18 protein-coding genes and 1 tRNA gene are annotated in these 20,692 nt (G+C 41.9%); 11 read left to right on the top strand and 8 right to left on the bottom strand.

What is annotated here, in order from left to right; genetic code table 11:
• Positions 1-97 precede the first annotated feature (97 nt).
• Positions 98-1,381, top strand: coding sequence for an HAD hydrolase family protein (locus INP51_RS00420; RefSeq protein WP_193735804.1), 1,284 nt, complete (start codon positions 98-100; stop codon positions 1,379-1,381).
• A 56-nt stretch (positions 1,382-1,437) separates the two neighbouring features.
• Here INP51_RS00420 and ltrA read toward each other — a convergent pair whose 3' ends face one another.
• The 4 genes from ltrA to trmB form a co-directional block, all read right to left on the bottom strand.
• Positions 1,438-2,853, bottom strand: a complete 1,416-nt coding sequence (ltrA, locus tag INP51_RS00415; protein WP_193735803.1) for a group II intron reverse transcriptase/maturase — start codon at positions 2,851-2,853, stop codon at positions 1,438-1,440.
• A gap of 472 nt (positions 2,854-3,325) precedes the next feature.
• Positions 3,326-3,398: transfer RNA gene (locus INP51_RS00410), tRNA-Lys, on the bottom strand.
• Between the two features lie 68 nt (positions 3,399-3,466).
• Positions 3,467-3,619, bottom strand: coding sequence for a hypothetical protein (locus tag INP51_RS00405; RefSeq protein ID WP_193735802.1), 153 nt, complete (start codon positions 3,617-3,619; stop codon positions 3,467-3,469).
• 100 nt (positions 3,620-3,719) lie between these two features.
• A complete protein-coding gene (gene trmB, locus INP51_RS00400; protein WP_193735801.1) occupies positions 3,720-4,367 on the bottom strand; it encodes a tRNA (guanosine(46)-N7)-methyltransferase TrmB in 648 nt (215 codons plus the stop codon).
• 209 nt (positions 4,368-4,576) lie between these two features.
• On the opposite strand from trmB, the gene INP51_RS00395 reads away from it, so the two are divergent.
• The 9 genes from INP51_RS00395 to INP51_RS00355 all read left to right on the top strand — a co-directional run bounded on the left by INP51_RS00395 (position 4,577) and on the right by INP51_RS00355 (position 13,252).
• Positions 4,577-4,888 carry a hypothetical protein gene (locus INP51_RS00395; protein ID WP_193735800.1) on the top strand — a complete coding sequence of 104 codons (312 nt, stop codon included), beginning with the start codon at positions 4,577-4,579 and terminating at the stop codon, positions 4,886-4,888.
• A gap of 4 nt (positions 4,889-4,892) precedes the next feature.
• Positions 4,893-5,933 (top strand): V0D/AC39 family V-type ATPase subunit, encoded by a 1,041-nt coding sequence (locus INP51_RS00390; protein WP_193735799.1) that lies wholly within the window; start codon positions 4,893-4,895, stop codon positions 5,931-5,933.
• A gap of 60 nt (positions 5,934-5,993) precedes the next feature.
• Complete coding sequence (locus INP51_RS00385) at positions 5,994-7,922, top strand: V-type ATP synthase subunit I (protein ID WP_193735798.1); 1,929 nt, start codon at positions 5,994-5,996, stop codon at positions 7,920-7,922.
• An 82-nt stretch (positions 7,923-8,004) separates the two neighbouring features.
• On the top strand, positions 8,005-8,433 hold the full coding sequence (locus INP51_RS00380) for an ATP synthase subunit C (protein ID WP_193735797.1): 429 nt from the start codon (positions 8,005-8,007) through the stop codon (positions 8,431-8,433).
• 65 nt (positions 8,434-8,498) lie between these two features.
• Positions 8,499-8,807, top strand: a complete 309-nt coding sequence (locus INP51_RS00375) for a V-type ATP synthase subunit F (RefSeq protein WP_193735796.1) — start codon at positions 8,499-8,501, stop codon at positions 8,805-8,807.
• Positions 8,808-8,821: 14 nt separating this feature from the next.
• A complete protein-coding gene (locus INP51_RS00370) occupies positions 8,822-9,409 on the top strand; it encodes a V-type ATP synthase subunit E (RefSeq protein ID WP_193735795.1) in 588 nt (195 codons plus the stop codon).
• Complete coding sequence (locus tag INP51_RS00365; protein ID WP_193735794.1) at positions 9,402-11,168, top strand: V-type ATP synthase subunit A; 1,767 nt, start codon at positions 9,402-9,404, stop codon at positions 11,166-11,168. The genes INP51_RS00370 and INP51_RS00365 overlap by 8 nt, the downstream gene beginning before the upstream one ends.
• A gap of 17 nt (positions 11,169-11,185) precedes the next feature.
• A complete protein-coding gene (locus INP51_RS00360) occupies positions 11,186-12,607 on the top strand; it encodes a V-type ATP synthase subunit B (protein ID WP_193735793.1) in 1,422 nt (473 codons plus the stop codon).
• A gap of 18 nt (positions 12,608-12,625) precedes the next feature.
• On the top strand, positions 12,626-13,252 hold the full coding sequence (locus tag INP51_RS00355; RefSeq protein WP_193735792.1) for a V-type ATP synthase subunit D: 627 nt from the start codon (positions 12,626-12,628) through the stop codon (positions 13,250-13,252).
• Positions 13,253-13,662: 410 nt separating this feature from the next.
• On the opposite strand, the gene trxB is transcribed toward INP51_RS00355, so the two are convergent.
• Together trxB and INP51_RS00345 are read right to left on the bottom strand one after the other, a co-directional pair.
• On the bottom strand, positions 13,663-14,583 hold the full coding sequence (trxB, locus tag INP51_RS00350) for a thioredoxin-disulfide reductase (RefSeq protein ID WP_193735791.1): 921 nt from the start codon (positions 14,581-14,583) through the stop codon (positions 13,663-13,665).
• Positions 14,584-14,601: 18 nt separating this feature from the next.
• The gene (locus tag INP51_RS00345) at positions 14,602-15,876 is read right to left on the bottom strand and encodes a hypothetical protein (RefSeq protein ID WP_193735790.1); all 1,275 of its coding nucleotides are present in this window, start codon (positions 15,874-15,876) and stop codon (positions 14,602-14,604) included.
• Between the two features lie 121 nt (positions 15,877-15,997).
• Here INP51_RS00345 and INP51_RS00340 point away from each other — a divergent pair, with 121 nt between their 5' ends.
• Positions 15,998-17,740 (top strand): DUF885 domain-containing protein, encoded by a 1,743-nt coding sequence (locus tag INP51_RS00340; RefSeq protein WP_193735789.1) that lies wholly within the window; start codon positions 15,998-16,000, stop codon positions 17,738-17,740.
• 50 nt (positions 17,741-17,790) lie between these two features.
• Here INP51_RS00340 and INP51_RS00335 read toward each other — a convergent pair whose 3' ends face one another.
• Both INP51_RS00335 and rd read right to left on the bottom strand, forming a co-directional pair.
• Positions 17,791-20,331 (bottom strand): FAD-dependent oxidoreductase, encoded by a 2,541-nt coding sequence (locus INP51_RS00335; protein ID WP_193735788.1) that lies wholly within the window; start codon positions 20,329-20,331, stop codon positions 17,791-17,793.
• A 121-nt stretch (positions 20,332-20,452) separates the two neighbouring features.
• On the bottom strand, positions 20,453-20,617 hold the full coding sequence (gene rd / locus INP51_RS00330; protein WP_193735787.1) for a rubredoxin: 165 nt from the start codon (positions 20,615-20,617) through the stop codon (positions 20,453-20,455).
• Positions 20,618-20,692: the final 75 nt, after the last annotated feature.

The raw sequence follows: 20,692 nt of genomic DNA, 5'->3' as shown, positions 1-20,692 counted from the left end.
TTTACATCCTCTGTTCTTTCATAGAAATACGTGGTATCATATATATATATATACATAACTCTCCAGCTATAAAACAAGGAAGGGCTGTTAAAAAGAGATGATACGAGTACCTAATAAGATACCTCCGGTTGGTATGAGAATGATTAAATCGGCTGTCGCTGTCTTTATTTGCTTTATCATTAATATGATTCTTGGAGGAACACGGGATGTTATTCAGGCAATTATCGCTGCCTGCATCTGTATTCAGTCACGTATGGATTACAGTGCAAGAACAGGATTTGAAAGAATCGCCGGTACTTTGATCGGTGCCGTATTCGGATATCTGATCGCTTTGCTTTTGCGATTTTTTCCACATATGGAAGCTTTGGGCGGACTCCCCAAATATGTACTTATATCTCTTGCCGTTGTTCCCGTTATCTATACGAGTGTCCTGCTGAAACTAAATAACTCAGCGATTATGGGCTGCGTAGTCCTCTTTTCCATGACCTTAGGCCCCGTGGGAAATGATCCTATCTTCTACGCATTAAATCGAGTTGTAGATACTTTAATTGGAATTGTCGTAGCTATCGGAGTCAATTACTTTGAGTTGCCCCATCATCATAATAACGACATTTTGTTTATATCGGGACTGGACGATACTCTTTTGAACATGAATGAATCTTTAAGTTCCTATAGCAAAATAGAGTTAAATCGAATGATTTCTCAGGGTGCAAAATTCACGGTTTTTACAAACCGCACCCCTGCCTCTCTCGTTGAGGTAATCAAGGGCATTGATCTGAATCTCCCCGTAATCGCTATGGACGGGGCTGTTCTATATGATGTCCGTCAAAATGAGTATTTGAAACTATATATGATCTCAGGTGCTACAACTAAAAAACTGCTCTCTTTCTTTGACAACCAGAAAGCAAACTGCTTCATCAACACTTTTATCGGAGAAATCGCAGTGACCTTTTGTCCGGAGCATATGACAATGGCGGAAGAAAAAGAATATTTGTTCTACAGAAAATCACCATACCGGCAGTATGTAAAATCTAAGTTCCCAATGGGTCATGAAGCCGTCTACATCTATGCGTTTGCAGATCATGATACAATTCACACTCTTAATGAAGAACTCTGCAGGCAGGACTTTTCAAAGAAGCTCAAGATAAAAGTTGTTCCATCAAAAGCGTTTCCCGGGAATGACTACCTGCGTATTTACAGCAGAAACGCCTCAAAATCAAACATGATAGAATATCTGAAGGAATATATAGGAGTAGAGGATGTAATCACCTTTGGCGATTATGCTTCAGATGATGATATTGTGATCCACGATGAGGATACAAACAAAGTAATTAAGACAATGCGAAAACTGTATCGGCCACTGGGAATTAAAATCGGATAGGGGGGGATTAATCCCCCTTCCACACCACCTGGCATACCGTTCGGTACCAAGGCGGTTCAATAGTTTACACGTGATTTCAGATAGTGGGCAGACATACAAGGATAGCCGAGTCTGTCCACTATGATTGTTTTTGTGAGTGCAGAGTTCAGCATTGCCGCCGCTCTCCACACTCCTTTCCGACAATTCGCCATTTCGTGTACTTTCCGTTCTGACAGGTATAGTGCCCGGAGCATTTTGTACCTCGTGCGCACCTTTTTCCATTGCTTCCAGTACACCGCCCGGATTCTGTGGCGCAGCCACTTGTCCGTCTGTTCCATCAGACTTTTCATGTCCGCATATCGGTAATAGTTAATCCACCCATTCACATAGCTTCGGAGTTTCTCTTCTCTTTCCGAATTGCTCCACTTGTTTCCTCTGATCGTCAGTTCCCTTAGCTGGTTCTTCATTTTTGCCACCGATTTGGGATGTACCCTCATACGGCATTTCCCTTTATAGCGGTAAAAGCCGTAGCCGAGGTATTTTATTTTGCTGATATGGCTTATCGTCGTTTTCTGGAGGTTGACTTTCAGAAACAGTTTCCTCGTGATAAATGGCACAATGTTTTCCAGCGTCCGCTCTGCACTTTTCCTGCTTTTGCACAGAATCAGGCAGTCGTCGGCATATCTCACGTATTTATGCCCTCTGCGTTCCAGTTCCTTATCCAGTTCGTTTAGCATAACATTTCCACATAGCGGACTTAACGGGCTGCCTTGCTGCACGCCCTCTGTCGTTTCCTGGAAACCTCCGTCCTCCATTATCCCGGCATTCAGATATTTATGTATCAGCGAGATCACCCTCCCGTCCTTTACCGTCCTCGACAGCACCTCTATCAGTTTGCTGTGATTCACCGTGTCGAAATAGGTTTGTAAATCCATGCTGACTGCATAGATATATCCTTCGTTGATGTATTTCCTACATCTTTCCAGTGCGTCATGCGCACTTCTGCCGGGTCGAAATCCGAAACTGTTGTCTGAAAACTGTTCCTCGTAAATAGGGGTCAGTTCCTGTGCGATTGCCTGCTGGATTACCCTGTCCACCACGGTGGGTATCCCCAACTTCCTCACTTTGTCTTTCTCCTCTTTGGGTATTTCTACCCTTCGGACTGGGTTTGGCTTATATTTTCCTTCCCTCACCTGCCGGACAAGCTCGCCTTGGTGTTCTCTCAGATAGGGCAGAAGTTCATCCACCTGCATTCCGTCGATACCACCGGCTCCCTTGTTTGCTTTCACCTTCTTATATGCGGCGTTGAGATTGTCGCTTCTAAGTATGGTGTCCAGCAGATTGTCCATCCAAAAATCCGTGTTGGTGTCAGGGTTCCCGGTAATCCTTCCTTGGGCGTACACTCCTGCCTGTTCTTTCTGTTCCGCAGATACCATCCGCAGGTAGTCCTCAATATGAAGTTGTCTGTACTTAGTTCCATGTCCGGTTTCCATTTGGAAATAACACCTCCTACTGTTCAGCCCTTCGTCCGGTATTTACAATCACCGGCTTACTATGGCCTCTGCTGACTTCTCACGGCAAGCTTTACTCCGTGGCGGCGAATGTTTTATCACCTTGTCACGTTCGTGAGATCTCCCCGGGTACTCACACGTTCTTTCTCTCCATGTCCCCACCATCTTTACTGTGTCGGATTCCGTGCAGTTATTGGACTTTGACCTGTCTTGCGGTCTTATCCTCCGTGTTCAGCCTGAAATGGTTTCTGTTCGTTGGGGCAGAGGTTTGCCTACACCTTCCTTCAGCCCTCTCAAACCTCACGGCGAGAACCTTGGTGTTCAGCTATATCCTTCCCACTGCTAGGCGGATTCGGGACTTTCACCCGTTAGAACGTGCGCCCGCCGGGCGCACAAGAAAAATTAAAGCACCGCCCCCGGTGCTCTTTATCGTCATCGAAAACAGTGCTTTCCGTGCGCCTTCAGGGACTCGAACCCTGGACAAATAGATTAAGAGTCTACTGCTCTACCAACTGAGCTAAAAGCGCATTCATTTGTTATTTTTAGAACGTAAATATTATTATAGTAGACTATCAGGAAAAAATCAACCCTTTTTTTACTTTTTTTTATCTTTTCTGTCATTTGCGATTTTTTCCAGCGATTTATCCAATTCATTAATTGATTTTAATATGACAGGAGTATTTCCCTTCTTTGCATTTATCTGGTAACTGAACTCTTCCAGCTTATTTATTATTTTAGACCTCTTCATAATATATACCTCCGACATTTCCAACTTTGACCAAAGCAGGCTTTCACCGGCCTGCTGTTTTTATTTCTATATATTATACTATGATACAGTAGTTCTGACGTTATTCATAATGTGCGATTAACTTGAAGATCGGATTTCCCTCCAAAGAAAACTTTTCTTCGTATTCTGTCATAATATTTCCCCTGTTCATCGTTTCATCCTCGTGCAGATCACTGGTACAGGCATCCAGGATCCAGTGACATTCTTTTATTTCCTGAAGGGAAAACAAAAAGAGATCTTTATTGTCTGTCTTGAACTCAACAGTCTGCTTCGGAAGCAGAGTCTGCCGATAACATTCTAAGAATTGTCTGGATGTAAGTCGTCGTTTCGCATGTCTGTCTTTTGGCCATGGATCCGAAAAGTTCAGATAGATCTTTTCAATCTCTCCCTTTTCAAACACATTCGTCAATGCTTTTGCATCCATCCTTATAAATCGAAAGTTACCAGGCGGGTTTTCTAACGATGTTACCCTTTGTACTGCTCTCAAAAGTACGCTGTCATACATTTCAATTCCAATATAATTGATCCTGGCATGAGTCTGTGCCATATCTATCAAAAACCGACCTTTTCCCATTCCCACTTCTATATGAACCGGATTTTCATTACCAAAGATCTGTGACCAATGTCCTTTTGCTGCTTCCGGATTATTTATAACATATCCGCACTTTTGTATGATTTCCTGTGCTCCTGTGATATTTCTCAAACGCATGCTGATAAACCGCCTTCTTCGCTGACTTTTATTGTAAAATTCTTCCCTGGAGGGAAGAGACATACATAAAATATTCTATCAGAAAGTGTGAAAAAAGGAAAGACGATTTATTCATATTTTTCTGCATTTTTTGCTAGTATTTTTTTTAAAAAGGTGTATGATAGTAACATGTAGCCGGGCATGATTTCGACATGAAAAGGAGGTGCGCAATGAATGAAATAATTGAAAAGCTCACTGAAATTGAAGCGACTGCTTCTCGTATTCTAGATGCCGCTGCAAATCAAAAAAAACAGCTTGATGAAAAACATCAGAAACGTATTGCTGAATATGATAAAGAACTGGATGCTTCAACAGCCAAAGAATTGGCTTCTCTTCAGGACGAACTCTCAAAGAAAGTAGATGCAGAACTGGCTTCATTAACAGAAAGCTCTAAGATGAAGCTTAAAACTATAGATCAGCTATATGAAAAAAATCATGAAGATCTATCGACACAGATTTATGAAAAACTAATAAGGAAGTGATAAGATGAACGGTTTGTTATCCTACAGCGGTCTTACCACCAAGATTCGTGCAATGGAAAGTCATTTCCTAAGTGATGCCGATTTTCGAAATATCACGGAATTAGGATCCGTATTGGAGGCAGTAAATTATCTAAAGAAATTTCAGTCCTATGAGTCGGTCTTTAATACCGTGGATGAGAACGAACTTCACCGTGCCTCTATAGAGCGTATGCTTCGCCAAAGTATATACCGGGATTTTGCGAAGATATATCAGTTTTCCAATATCTCTCAGAGAAAATTTCTGGATCTTTATTTTAAGCGATACGAGGTAATTATAATTAAGGAATGTCTGAACAGCCTTTTTGACCAGAGGAATTTAACGATTGATTTGTCTGCTTTTGAAGAGTTTTTTCAGAAGCATTCCCATTTGAATGTCTCTGCGATGTCATCAAGCTCCACTCTTCCTGAATTTGTAGATGCCATGAAGGGGACCGATTATTATGGAACATTCTCGAAACTGCTTGAGACGGAACATCCAACACTATTCGATTATGAGATGGCTTTGGATCTTTATTATTTCAGGGATATCTGGAAGATGAAGGATAAGCTTTATACCGGGCAGGATCTTAAGGACTTGACAACAGCTTATGGCAGCAAATTTGAAATGCTGAACTTGCAGTGGATTTACCGCTCAAAAAAATATTATCATATGTCATCTGCTGATATTTATGCTCTTTTGATTCCAGTGAAATACCGCATCAGCAATCAACAGATCACTGCAATGGTTGAAGCTGAAAACTTATCAACTCTGGAATCATTAATTAACCAATGTTTTTATGCCCGGCAATATAAGGGATTTTCACTGGACAATCTGGAAAGTATGTACGCGGATATTATGCGTCATATTCTCTCAAGTGCCTCACGTAACAACCCTTATTCCGTTATCACTTTATATTCTTATCTGCATCACAAAGAACATGAAGTTGACCGACTTATTATTGCACTTGAGTGTGTGCGCTACCGGATAGCCTCCGATAAAGCAATGAATTATATTAAAAAGACATAGGCATGAAAGGAGGCTTTGGCACATGACACTAATATTTAATCAAACCGGAGGTGTTTTACTTTGATAGAAAAGATGAAATTCCTGAGTATTACCGGTCCAAAATCCGATATTGACCGTGTGGTCAACGAGTATCTGTCAAAATATGAGATTCATCTGGAAAATGCATTGGCTGAGTTAAAATCTGTACAAGATTTGACGCCTTATATCCAGATTAACCCATATAAAGAAGACTTAAAGCTGACAGAAAACTTTAAAAAGCTTCTGCCAGAAGACACAAATGCCACCGACAAAAAGCTGTCAATTGAGGATTCTGTGAATCTTGTACGCGATCTGGACAAAAATCTGAATGCGATCAATCAGGAGAGAGCAGAATATGAGGCTCAAAGGAGCAGATACCAGGAACTTTACGAAAAGATTGAACCATTTATGGGTCTTGAATATGATATTTCAACGATCCTGCAATTTAAACATTTGAAATTTCGCTTTGGTAAAATTCCAAAAGAATATTACAACAAATTAAAAAGCTATATTTACAACGACATGGAATCTGTTTTTTACCGCTGTCATTCTGATGATCAATATGTATGGGGCATATACTTTTGTGTCAGAGAGCATGTAAGCCGTGTGGATGCGGCTTTCGCTTCTATGCATTTCGAACGGCTTTTTCTCCCGGACGCTTATGAAGGCACTCCTATGGAGGCTCATACTAAGCTGGCCGACGAGCTGAAAGGTACGAATCAGAAAATTGCTGCATGTGATAAAAAGATACAAGACCAGATAAGTGATCGCTCAGAAGATATTCTTGCTGCCTATAACAGGCTTTCTGCACAGTCAGAAAATTTTGATGTCAGAAAACTTGCCGCATGCACGAACTCAAAACATGAAACTTTCTACATTCTCTGTGGCTGGATGACGGAGAAAGAATCATCTGCTTTTCAAAAAGAAATTGCAGATGATCCAAATCTTTTTTGTTTTTTGGAAGATGACAACAGTACTCTCCTCGTACAGCCACCGACAAAACTAAAAAACCCGAAGATCTTCAAACCCTTTGAGATGTTTGTAAAGATGTATGGTCTGCCGGGTTATAATGAAATGGATCCTACAATTTTTGTAGCTCTCACATATTCCTTTATATTCGGATGTATGTTTGGAGATGTCGGTCAGGGCCTCTGTCTTGTGGTTGGAGGAGCGTTACTTTATAAATTTAAGAATATAACTTTAGCCGCAATTATGAGCCTTGCCGGAATATTCTCAACAATATTTGGGGTTTTTTACGGCAGTTTCTTCGGCTTTGAAAATGTTATTCCGGCACTTTGGCTGAAACCCAAGACAGCTATGACTACCCTTCCGTTCATAGGAACTATGAATACTGTGTTTGTGGTTGCCATCGCATTTGGCATGTTTTTGATTCTCTTTACGATGATTCTGCATATTATCAATGCAGTCAGAACACATGATGTGGAAGGCACTTATTTTGATCAGAACTCAATTAGCGGGCTGGTGTTCTACGGAGCACTGACAACAGTAGTCTTTTTGTATATGTCAGGTCACACTCTTCCCGCAACAGCGATATTAGTGGTCATGTTCGTTATTCCACTGATTCTGATTATGTTAAAGGAACCATTGACAAGACTGGTAAAAGGTCGAAATCCAGCAATCGAAGGTGGAAAGGGTATGTACTTTATGCAAAGCTTCTTCGAACTGTTTGAAGTTCTTTTAAGTTATCTGTCAAACACCCTCTCCTTTGTCCGTATGGGGGCGTTTGCAGTGAGTCACGCCGCTATGATGGAAGTCGTGTTAATGTTGGCAGGTGCTGAATCCGGCGGATCTCCTAACTGGATTGTCATTGTCTTTGGCAATGTTTTTGTATGTGCCATGGAGGGTCTGATCGTTGGTATCCAAGTACTTCGTCTGGAGTACTATGAGATGTTCAGCCGCTTTTACACAGGTAATGGCCGAGAGTTTAAGCCATTCTTAAAGAAAAACTAAGGGCTTATCCGGTTTTTATATGCGAGCTGTCATGCCGCATAAACAAGATAAAAAGAATTTATTTACAATGGAGGTATCTATCATGACATCTATAATTCAAATTATTACAGCAATTGCACTTATTTTAACTATTATCATCCCTACAGCTGTATTTTTTATGGGAGACAAAACAAAAGCAAGATATAAAAAGACACTGGCAACGAACGTATTTGCATTCTTTGGCGTACTAATTGTCGGAACTATCGTAAATATGGCAGGAACTGTAAGTGTACATGCTGCCGCTGACGGTGCAGGTCTTGCAACTGGCCTGGGTTATCTCGGTGCCGCACTTGTTACCGGATTATCCGGTATTGGTTCTGGTATCGCTGTTGCAAGTTCCGCAAGTGCCGCTCTGGGTGCAATCAGCGAGGATGGCTCTTTGTTTGGTAAATCCATGATCTTCGTGGCCATGGCAGAAGGTATTGCACTGTACGGCTTAATCATTTCCTTTATGATCCTCGGAAAACTGTAATACAATTGCGTGAGCATACAAAGGAAACCAATAGGAAAACCTAAAGAAAGTAAGGTGCACTATATATGAAAATGTTTTTAATCAGTGACAACGTCGATACACAAACCGGTATGCGCCTTGCCGGGGTAGAGGGAATCGTGGTTCATCAGCGTGAGGAGCTTCGAAACGCTCTCGAGAATACTTTAAAAGATAAAGAAATTGGCATTATTCTGCTGACTGAAAAATTTGGCAGAGAATTCCCTGACATTATCGACGATGTCAGGCTGAACAATAAGCTTCCTCTTATCATAGAGATACCGGACCGCCATGGTACAGGCCGAAAGGCTGATTTTATCACTTCCTATGTAAACGAAGCAATTGGACTTAAATTATAAGGCAGGTGAGAGATTTGACAGTCGAAGAAAAATTACAAAGTTTTTATGACAGTTCTATAGATTCGGCTCAGTCCCAGGCCCGAGCCATGATTGAGGAACACAAGGCTGCCCTCGACAAAATTTTTGACGAACACAAAGAAACCATGCAGCGTCAGGCAGCCGCCGAATTAAAGGCAGAGAAGGAAAAGTCGAAAAGAGAGTTAAACAAACGTCTCTCTGCAGAGCAGCTTGGCATTAAACGAACCTTGTCAAAAAAAGAAACAGAACTGAAAAATAAATTATTTCGTGAAGTCAGCGACAAGCTTCAAAATTTTATGGATTCGCAGGAATATCCTGTGTATCTGGAACGAAAAATAAGAGAAGCCTGCACATTTGCTGGTTCCGATCCACTGGTCATCTATATTAACTCGTCTGATGCCCAGTTAAGGGATCAGCTTGAGCAGAAAACAGGCACAAAGCTGACAATATCAGAAGAGGATTTTAAAGGTGGAATTCGTGCAGTCATTAAAGAGAAACATATATTAATTGATGATTCATTTATCACTCTTTTAAGTGATGAAAAAGATTCATTTATCTTCCATGGAGGTGCTGCACATGAATAAAACAGGAATCGTCTACGGCATCAATGGTCCGGTTATCTATCTGAAAGGAAATACCGGATTTAAGATGTCTGAGATGGTATATGTAGGTGAACAAAACCTGGTAGGTGAGGTCATTGGTCTTACCCGAGACACCACAACAATCCAGGTATACGAAGAAACTTCCGGATTGAAGCCGGGAGCCACAGTAACAGCAACAAACGACGCAATATCTGTACTCTTAGGACCCGGAATTCTAAATAACATCTTTGACGGTATTGAAAGACCTTTGAGCGAGATTGCAAAAAAATCCGGAAGATATATCACTCGTGGTGTCAATGTAGACTCTCTGGATACGAGCAAACTGTGGGATGTAAATATGAAGGTGCATGAGGGTGATGAAGTCTTTGGCGGTACTGTCATAGCAACAACCCAGGAGACAAAGATGATTGAGCACAAATCCATGGTTCCTCCCAATACACATGGCATTGTCACCTGGGTGGCCGAAGACGGAAAATACACGATCCAAGATCCTATTGTAAAAATCAAGATGGAGAATGGCACCAAGAGAGACTTGACTTTATGTCAGAAGTGGCCAATTCGTGTTGCCAGACCAACGTTGGAACGTTATCCCGCATCGGAACCACTGATCACCGGACAACGTATTCTGGATACCATGTTTCCGATAGCCAAGGGGGGAACAGCAGCCATTCCCGGCGGATTCGGTACCGGAAAGACAATGACACAACATCAGGTTGCCAAATGGTCAAACGCAGATATCATCATCTACATCGGCTGCGGCGAACGTGGGAATGAGATGACACAGGTTCTGGAAGAATTCTCTGAACTTGTCGATCCCAAAACCGGCAATCCTCTGATGGACCGCACAGCCCTGATTGCAAACACTTCAAATATGCCAGTTGCGGCCCGTGAAGCTTCTATTTATACCGGACTTACTCTGGCGGAATATTACAGGGATATGGGTTATGATGTTGCTATCATGGCCGATTCTACATCCAGGTGGGCTGAGGCACTCCGTGAATTATCAGGACGTCTGGAAGAAATGCCTGCTGAGGAGGGTTTCCCTGCCTATCTGGCTTCAAGACTTTCTGCTTTTTATGAAAGAGCGGGTATGATGAGATGTCTGAACGGTCAGGAAGGCAGTGTCTCCATTATCGGGGCAGTCTCGCCCCAGGGAGGCGATTTCTCAGAGCCGGTCACTATGAATACTAAGCGATTTGTCCGTTGTTTCTGGGGACTCGATAAATCTCTGGCTTATGCGAGACACTTCCCGGCTATTCACTGGCTGACCAGTTACTCAGAATACATTAATGATCTGGCACCATGGTACAAAGATCATGTAAACAAAAACTTTGTGGACATGCGTAATCAACTTATGGCAATTCTGAATAATGAAAGCTCTCTGATGGAAATTGTAAAACTAATCGGAGGTGATGTGCTTCCCGATGATCAGAAACTGACGCTTGAGATTGCCAGAGTGATACGGCTTGGATTTTTACAGCAGAATGCTTTCCATAAAGATGACACCAGTGTGCCGCTGATCAAGCAGTATAAGATGATGGAAACAATTTTATATCTTTATAAGAAGTCGAAGACCTTGGTTACAATGGGCATGCCAATGTCCGTGTTAAAAGAGGATGATATCTTCGATAAAGTAATCTCAATCAAATTTGATGTGCCAAATGACAAGTTGGAGATGTTTGATGATTATAGAAACGCAATTGACGAATTCTATGACAACGTATTGAAGAAAAACGGTTAAGGAGGGGATGAATTCCTATGGCAATTGAATATTTAGGTTTAAGTGAAATTAATGGGCCCCTCGTGGTCTTAGAAGGTGTTAAAGGCGCATTCTACCAAGAAATTGTAGAATTCAATGTTGGTCATGAAACAAAAAAACTGGGCCGTATTGAGGCTATCTACGAAGATAAGGCAATCATACAGGTATTCGAGGGAACACAAAATATGTCTCTTAAGAATACCCACACTCGTCTCACCGGCCATCCAATGGAAATTGCTCTTTCTGAGGATATCCTCGGAAGAACCTTTGACGGTATTGGAAACCCGATTGACGCTCTCGGACCGATTGAGTCCGATTATAAAGCGGATATCAATGGTTTTCCGTTAAATCCTGTTGCCCGCCAATACCCCAGGAATTATATCCGTACAGGAATTTCCGCTATTGATGGTCTTACAACGCTAATTCGCGGGCAGAAACTTCCAATCTTCTCAGGAAACGGACTTCCTCACGATGATCTTGCCGCTCAGATTGTACAGCAGGCATCTTTAGGTGATGACAACAATGAGAACTTTGGAATCGTATTCGCAGCAATGGGTGTTAAATATGATGTGGCAGAATTCTTCCGCCGTACTTTTGAGGAGAGCGGTGCATCGGATCACGTTGTTATGTTTTTGAATCTGGCAAATGATCCTGTGGTGGAGCGTCTTGTAACGCCAAAGCTTGCACTTACTGCGGCAGAATATCTGGCATTCGAAAAAGGTATGCATATTCTTGTTATCCTTACTGACATTACCTCCTACTGCGAGGCTATGCGTGAAGTTTCTTCTTCAAAAGGTGAAATTCCTTCACGTAAAGGCTATCCCGGTTATCTATACTCTGATCTGGCAAGTCTTTATGAGCGTGCAGGTATCGTAAGAGGCAAGGAGGGATCTGTCACGCAGATTCCGATCCTGACCATGCCAAATGATGATATTACCCACCCGATCCCTGACCTTACCGGTTATATCACCGAAGGCCAAATTGTTCTGGACCGCCAGCTGCATGGGCAGTCTGTTTATCCGCCTATCAGTGTGCTGCCTTCTCTTTCACGACTTATGAAAGACGGTATCGGAGAGGGTTACACCAGAGAAGATCATCAGGATGTATCCAATCAATTGTTCTCCTGTTATGCAAAGGTAGGCGATGCAAGAGCACTCGCTTCTGTAATTGGTGAAGATGAACTATCACCAACAGATAAACAGTACTTGAACTTCGGAAACACCTTTGAACACGAATTTATCGGACAGGGCAAGGAAGAAAACAGATCTATTGAGGAAACGCTGGATATTGGCTGGAAACTTCTGGGTATGCTTCCCAGGGAGGAACTCGATCGTATTGATACAAAGATTCTGGATAAGTATTATACCCCCGCCGAAACTGGTTCAGACAAGCAGTCCAAAACTGACGAAGATCATATATAATCGGAAAGGAGGGATTCTATGGATCCGAATACATTTCCCACTAAGGGAAATCTGATACTGGCTAAGAACTCTTTATCTCTGTCACGTATGGGCTATGATCTGATGGACAGAAAACGTAATATTCTGATTAGAGAAATGATGAACCTGATTGATCAGGCCAGGGAAATTCAGTCTCAGATTGATGTAACCTTCCGTGAGGCTTACGCCTCCCTCCAGAATGCAAATATAGAAAATGGAATCAATAATGTACAGTCCATCTCCAATACAGTTCCTGTCGAAGACTCGATACGAATTAAGACGCGAAGCATCATGGGTGTTGAAATTCCACTGGTTCAGTCTGATCCTGATGGTCAAAACCCGACATATGCATATTATAACACCTGGGAATCCTTAGATGAGGCAAGAATTGCATTTGAAAAAGTAAAAAACCTGACGATCCGCTTGTCCATGATTGAAAACTCGGCATATCGTCTGGCTGTTGCTATTAAAAAGACACAAAAACGTGCGAATGCTCTTAAAAATATAACCATTCCTCATTACGTGACTCTGACAAAGGATATCTCGGATGCTCTGGAAGAAAAAGAGCGAGAAGAATTCACAAGACTGAAAGTTATCAAAAAAATGAAACAGGCAAAAGAACGATAGATAGAAGCGTTACCTTTCAAGGTAGCGCTTCTTTTAAAAATTCGCTGAATAGTCTGAATTGTTTATTGATTTTAGGATATTTCCGCCATTTTTTGGAAATATATTTCGTTTTTTGATTTCTCGAAAGTCAAGGGATTTACTCATTTTTTTTTGATTTCATGACGATTTATAAATTCTCTACAAAACACTCGTTCTCAGAAATTCTTATGTAAATCTCATCTTTATCCTCTTTTGCGGTGGAGAATGTGGATAACTCAGTGTATAACTCTATTTTCAGCTAACTTGCGGCTTTTGATTATGTGGATAACTTTGTGGTATAATTCTGGCGGAAAAATGCCTTTCGACAATTTCCGCCAAACATTGTGCACAATGTCTAATCCACACAATTAAATACAATTCTGACATCTTAATTATTCACGCAACAGATAATTTTGAAGTGACGTTATACAGTTCGCCCCATCTGATGCTGCAGTGATAATCTGCCTGAGCAGTTTTGTTCTCACATCACCTGCTGCGAACACACCCGGAATACTGGTAACGCCGTCTTCTTCTGCTTCGATATACCCCCCCTGATCTAACTTTAACTGATCTTTCACCAGATCGCTGTTTGGTACAATTCCCACAGCGATAAAACAGCCGCTTACTTTAAGATCATGTATCTCCTTTGTCTTCACATTTTCTACCAATATGCTCTTCACCTGGAAATCACCGTCAATTCGATTTACAACACTGTCCCATATGATTTCGATATTTTTCTGGGCAAACAGATTGTCCTGAAGAATTTTAGCCGCACGCAGTTCATCTCTCCTGTGGATAAGGTAGACCTTCTCGCAGATTCTGGCAAGAAATATGGCATCTTCCACTGCTACATCTCCGCCGCCCACAACTGCTACTGTCTTATCCTTAAAAAAGGCACCGTCACAGGTGGCACAGTATGATACCCCGCTTCCTGTAAATTTCTCTTCTCCCAAAACACCAAGCTTCCGGTGTTTTGCTCCTGTGGCAAGAAGAACAGTTTTTGCCTGATACTTCGTATTCTTTGTCACAACCGTCTTGACTTTTCCCTCAAGAAGCAAGCTTCTGACTTCGTCTGTAACAAACTCGCTTCCCATCTTCTCCGCATGTTCACGCAATGTCGTACTTAAATCCATTCCACTGATTCCCGGCAGTCCCGGATAATTATCTACCTCATAAGTGTCGACGATCTGCCCGCCACTAATATAATTCGCTTCAATTATAATTGTAGATAATTTCGCCCTCTGAGCATAGATTGCAGCACTTAAACCTGCAGGGCCGGATCCTATAATAATTAAGTCATATATTTTATTCATGTCATCTCTCCTTTCGATCTAACTTGCAGTACCCGGATTATCCGTATTGTCTGTTTCTTCAGGAACATCCTTATTATGAACCACTTTGATCTGCCTCACAAGATGAAGCTTTTGATCTACAGTAATCTGCGTATAATCGGACTTTCTGTCATCTACATAGAATGTGTAGATATCATATCCGTTATCCTTATCTTCTCTCTTTTCATACGGTTCGTCCGCAGTTTTTTGAAGAAGTTCCTCCTCGTCTGTCCCAAGTGTAATTCCGTCCGCAGCCTCTATGCGTATCTTTGTAGTATCCAAATCACCATACAGTGTTGTGACAAAACAGTTCTTAATTACTGTGGCATCACTTCCATAATTATATACAACAGCATAGACCTTCTGATCATTCTTCAAGAGAGTGACATATCCGTATTTCGCCGATTTTATCGCCTCGTCTGAGCCTTCCTCATCCAATCTCCATCCGTTATCCAGAAAACTGGATACAGGGGCGGGAAGGCGATAAAAAGCCTCATCGTAATTTACAACAAATTCATCGAGGCGGGTTCCCAAAGCTTCCGGAGTCTGATATGCCTGAACCTCCGGCGTTACCGTGTCACTGACATTCTTCAGGTCCTCTTCTCCTTCCGGATTACGAAAATTCTGTATGTCCAAAGCTATCAGGGCTTTCGTCTCCTGATCGAATCTCATCTTTACCCTGCTGTTCATTGCGTACTCATAAGTCAGAAGGATAGAACCGCTTTCTTCATATCGGTCAACCGGTGATCCGTAGGCTGCCGTTACATCCTCTTCAACTGACTTTTGAAATACAATTCCGCCTGGGAGGTTAATAAATATGCCCTGACTTTTTGAATTTGATGCATCCACATGAATCCCCGCAATATAACATTGCGAAATGTTTTTTTGTTCTGTCTCCAAATTCATCAAATCAGCAGTAATAAGATTTCCCTCCTGTTCAAACACTTCATCTTCCACATAAGATTCAGCTCCCAGCTTAGCTGTTTCATCTCCTTTGTACTCCCATCCACGTTTTGTAAATTCCTCAAAAGTCTCGGGAAGTTTATATGTTTCACCCCATATTGCAAAGGTAAATGTTGACAGCTTCCCGGGAAGTTTTACATCATACTCCGGTATGTCTTCTCCGGGAAGTTCTTCATCGAGGTCATCGCTAGGATCTTCATCATCCAGGCTGGACGATGAGTTCGCCGCGATAGGTATTTCTTCTTTTTTTTCTTTACACCCGGCAAAGGTTAATGCAGTGAGCAGTGCGATTATCAAAACATAACGCTTCAACCAAATACCTCCTTTACTCATAGCCTTTCTACCTTGTATCATATCACATCTTTTTGTACTTTCCAATGATCTTCACACATAAACTATTTTAAAGAGTCATTCGAAAGGAAATGTGTGTTTTATGAAAAACCCTTTCCACGGAAAAAAACGTCATGTCCTGCTCTTTCTTACTCCGGTTCTTTTGCTGTTGCTGCTGGCTCTCATGGTTGTCCCCGGTTTTTATTCAGAAAATAAAAAATTCGATTCTTTCACGGATAATTTATTTCGTTCAGAGGTCAGCTCATCTACCATTAATCTTCACTACACGCTTGCAGATCCGGATTCATGTGATATCTCTGATTATCCCATCACATTTGGTTCAGTTCCACATGGAGATCCCTCATCTTATCAGGCTGCTATGGAAAATCAGAACGCTGTACTCTCTTCTTTCAATCCAAAGCGTCTTTCAAAACAAAATCGCCTGACGCTTTTAATTTTGAAACAAAACTGTAAAGCAGGGCTGGATTGTCCTGATGCATGGTATCTTCAGGACCCTTTGAGTCCCTCCCTGGGTGTTCAGGCTCAGCTGCCCGTACTTCTTGCAGAATACACGTTTCGCAGCAAACAGGACGTCCTCGATTATCTTCACCTTTTGAAAACGCTGCCAGATTATTTTCAAAAAATTCTTAAACTGGAAGAGGAAAAATCGAAACGCGGTCTTTTTATGAATGACAAAGCAGCTGAGAGAGTTATTGCTCAGTGTCTTGCCTTTATTGATCGACCGGATGAAAACTACCTAATTCCAGTTTTCAATGAAAAAATCCAAAATATGAAACAGATGAGCAAAGAAGAGCGATCATCCTGTCAGGCTTTGCACAATAAGCTGATTGTCGGAAAAGTTATCCCCGCATATCAGCAGCTGATTGATGGAATCACACAATTAAAAGGAAGCGGTGTCAATAATAATGGACTCTCCTACTATCCAGGCGGGAAGTCCTACTACCTTTACCTTCTTCGCACGCAGGTGGGAACTGAGGACAGCATTGAAGTACTTGAGCGCCGGCTGCTTGCACAACTTGTCGCAGATTCAAAGGAAATGAGCCAGATGCTGAAGAAGAATCCCTCCCTTTTGATCGAACCGGATGTATCTGCTTCTGAGGCTGCAAAACCCGCTGAAATATTGGAAGAACTCCAGGACTGCATGAAAAAAGACTTTCCTCGTCTTTCAAAAACTCCTTATGAGGTCAAATACGTCCATAAAGATCTTCAGGAGTTTTCAAGTCCTGCATTTTACCTGACTCCCCCTGTGGATATTAACACACCTAATGCCATCTACATAAACCCACAGGCAAATATGCGCGGAACCGAACTTTTTACCACACTGGCCCATGAGGGATTCCCCGGGCATCTGTATCAGACAGTATACTTTTCAGAAACCAATCCGCCTTTGATCCGTCATCTCTATGCTCCAAGCGGTTACATAGAAGGTTGGGCGACATATATCGAATCCTATGCTTACTCTTATGCCAATGGCAATCCAGATAAAAACCGCATCCTCTGGCTAAACCGTTCGATGAATCTTGCTCTATATTCGATCCTTGATGTGGGCATTCACTATCATGGCTGGAACGAGCAGCAGGTTGAAAAGTACCTTGCAAACTTTGGGATCTCGGATAAAGGAACCATAGGAGAGGTATTTCAGTATATTCTGGAAACACCTGCGAACTATCTGAAGTACTATTATGGATACCTGAATTTTCTCGATATCCGAGACGGCTGCAAAAAACAGCAGGGAAAAGATTTTGATCTCAAACAATTCCATCAAAAAATCCTTGAACTGGGTCCTATGCCATTTTCCATTCTGAAAAAGGAAATGCTCTCATAAGCAAAAGTCCTCACCATATTTTGATAATCAAAATGGTGAGGGCCTGATTGTTAATGCTGCGTATTTACGAATTCACGAAAGATCATTCTCTTATTCACTGCAACTGTAACTTCTGCAATTTTGGACGTGTCTCCTATCAAAATCGCTCCACACAAGCGGTTGTTTAAGAAGTAATACTTTTGATATTGTTTTTTTCCACTGTCCTTTAATTCCAAAGTCTTGTAGATCAGATTCGGATTCTTTCCATTATCTCCAATTGCAAAAAGCGAAGTGTTCATTCCATTGAAGGAAAGAGCAGGAAGTTCCGGTTCATAGCTAATATCCGGATCTCCTGCGGCACAGGCACCGGCAACCTTGCCTTCTTCAAGAGCCTGCGGCCATATTGCATAGTTTTGACCCTGATATTGTGCACAGTCTCCGGCTGCATAAATATCCGGGATATTCGTTTGCATCTTCTCATTCACAATTACGGAACGGTCTGTCTCTATTTTTGCTTCTTTTGCAAGGGCAATATTGGGTCTGACGCCGCAAGATACAATCACAAGCTGTGCCGGATATACCGAACCATCATCAAGTCTCACACCTGTCACATGTTGATCACCTTCAATTGCAGCGATCGATACTCCCGTATGGATCCGAATCCCCTGACCTTCACTGATTATCTTTAACATCTCGCCTGCTTCATCGTCAAGCTGACGCCCCATCAGATGTGGAGCAAGTTCCAGAACAGTCACCTGGCATCCGGTTTTTTTAATTTCCCATGCAGCCTCCAGTCCCAGTACTCCGCCGCCAATTACGACAACCTCCTTTGTATGTTTCATCAATGAAGTCACCATCTGCGTATCTGTCACTCTTCGTATTGTGAGAACTTCAGGTTTATCACTTCCTGCAAATGGCGGCATAAAACATTCTGAACCCAGGGCATAGATCAGCCGTGTGTACTTCAGACGGCTTTGATCGGAAAGGACAACCTCTTTCTTATCAACATCGATGGACTCTATCTTCTTCCCTAAAACCTGGAATATCCTATGATCTTCATACCACCGTTCATCTTCCACTGCAATCTGGTTTGCGTTGATATCTGCCATAAGTGCTTTCGTCAGCATTGGCCGGTTATAGGTACAGAAAGCTTCTTCTGATACTATCACAACAGACCCTGTCTGATCGCGCTTACGAATTTCCTTTGCAGCACTTAAACCTGCCGCACCATTTCCCAGAATGACATAATAATTATCCGTGTCTTTACGATATGTTGTAGTACCTATTTCCACTGGTACAAAATTTTCTTTGCCTGCTCCGCAGACAGGACAGACTTCCAGGGATGAATCAAAGATTTCACCACATATTAGACATTTCACTAGTTTTCCACTACCTTGTTTTGTCTTTGGATTCTCCTTTTCCTGAAGCACACACCCAAAATTATATCCATACTCATAGGCGTCGATTTGTTCCACCTCGCTAGGATTAAAGCGAACACGGATCGGATCCAGAACCTTCATCTTCAACTGTCTTAATCGTTCTGTGATGTTTTGGACTCCTTCGCCGCTCCATCCATAGCTCCCGAAAACGCCGGCAAGCTTTCCCCCATGTGTCACGGATGACATTGCACTCGTAAGATCCCAGATCGGAGAAAGTGCATCTGCCACAATTGTCGGCGTTCCAAACAAAATTCCATCGGCATATAAAAGTTCCTCTAAAACCTTGTCTCTTGCAGCATTCACCATATCATAGGTACGGACATCAATATCACCGCTGTCTTTAATTCCTTGCGCAATCTTTTCTGCCATAAGGCGAGTAAAACCATATGCACTCACATAAGGCATGATGACAGTCTTTTTGGTATTTGGACTGACAACATTACTCCATTCTTTGTATAGATTCAGGATATAGTCAATTTTTGTATCCAGAACCGGTCCGTGCCCGGTACATATCATAGACAAATCAAGATCCCTGATGCGATCAAGCGCATCCAGGACATATGGTTTAAACGGTCCCATAATACAGTCAAAATAATACCTCAGTGATCTCATATAACCTTCCTGGTCTGTCACCTTGCTCACAAGAACATCGTCAAAGGCATAGTGAGCGCCAAAGGAATCACAGGTTATCAGAATCTGTTCTTCTTCAATATACACATACATCGTATCCGGCCAGTGGAGATTCGGGACAATCAGGAACTTCAAAGTCTTATCGCCAATCTTCATCTCTTGATTGTCTTTTACTGCGATACTGAAGAATTCGCGATTTGTGATCTCTTTCAGGAAATCAATTGCACATCCTGTTGCTATGACCTTGATCTGTGGATTTAAATCCAAAAGTTTCCCAACTGATCCTGCATGATCTGGTTCTGTATGACTCACAATGAGATAATCAATAGCTGTGACATCAACTTCCTTTTTTAATTTATTAAGATATTCATCAAAAAAAGCTTCTTTCGCCGTATCAAAGAGGATTGTCTTTCCCTTTGTTTTCATAATGTAGGAATTATAGGTTGTACCAAATTCTGTTGTCATAATGATATCAAAGACTTTCAAATTCTTGTCCACAATTCCGGCCCAGTAAAAGCCATCCCTTAATTTCATTGTTTTCATATGTTTTCGTCCTCCCAATTTCATAAGGTCAAAAATGTCTTTGACCTCATAATCATAGTATATCCAAAAATACCGCATTGCATAAAATCCGTCTTATGCAATGCGGCATTCATATACTTTATTAGTCTTCTACAGGGGTAAAATCTTCTTTACCTGCACCACATAGAGGGCACACCCAGTCATCTGGAAGATCTTCAAATGCTGTTCCCGGTTCAATTCCTCCGTCCGGATCGCCTTCTGCCGGATCATAGATATAGCCACATGGCCCACACTCGTATTTCTTCATAACTTTTCCTCCTGTTCAGTCATGGTAGTGTCAAATTACTACCCTGTTTTATTGTTATAAACCTTGATTTTATGG

It is taken from the genome of Blautia liquoris (assembly GCF_015159595.1).
In the GTDB taxonomy this organism is placed as follows: domain Bacteria; phylum Bacillota; class Clostridia; order Lachnospirales; family Lachnospiraceae; genus Novisyntrophococcus; species Novisyntrophococcus liquoris.
Note: the sequence above shows the minus strand (reverse complement) of the source record. Positions and strands in the feature narration are given on the sequence as shown.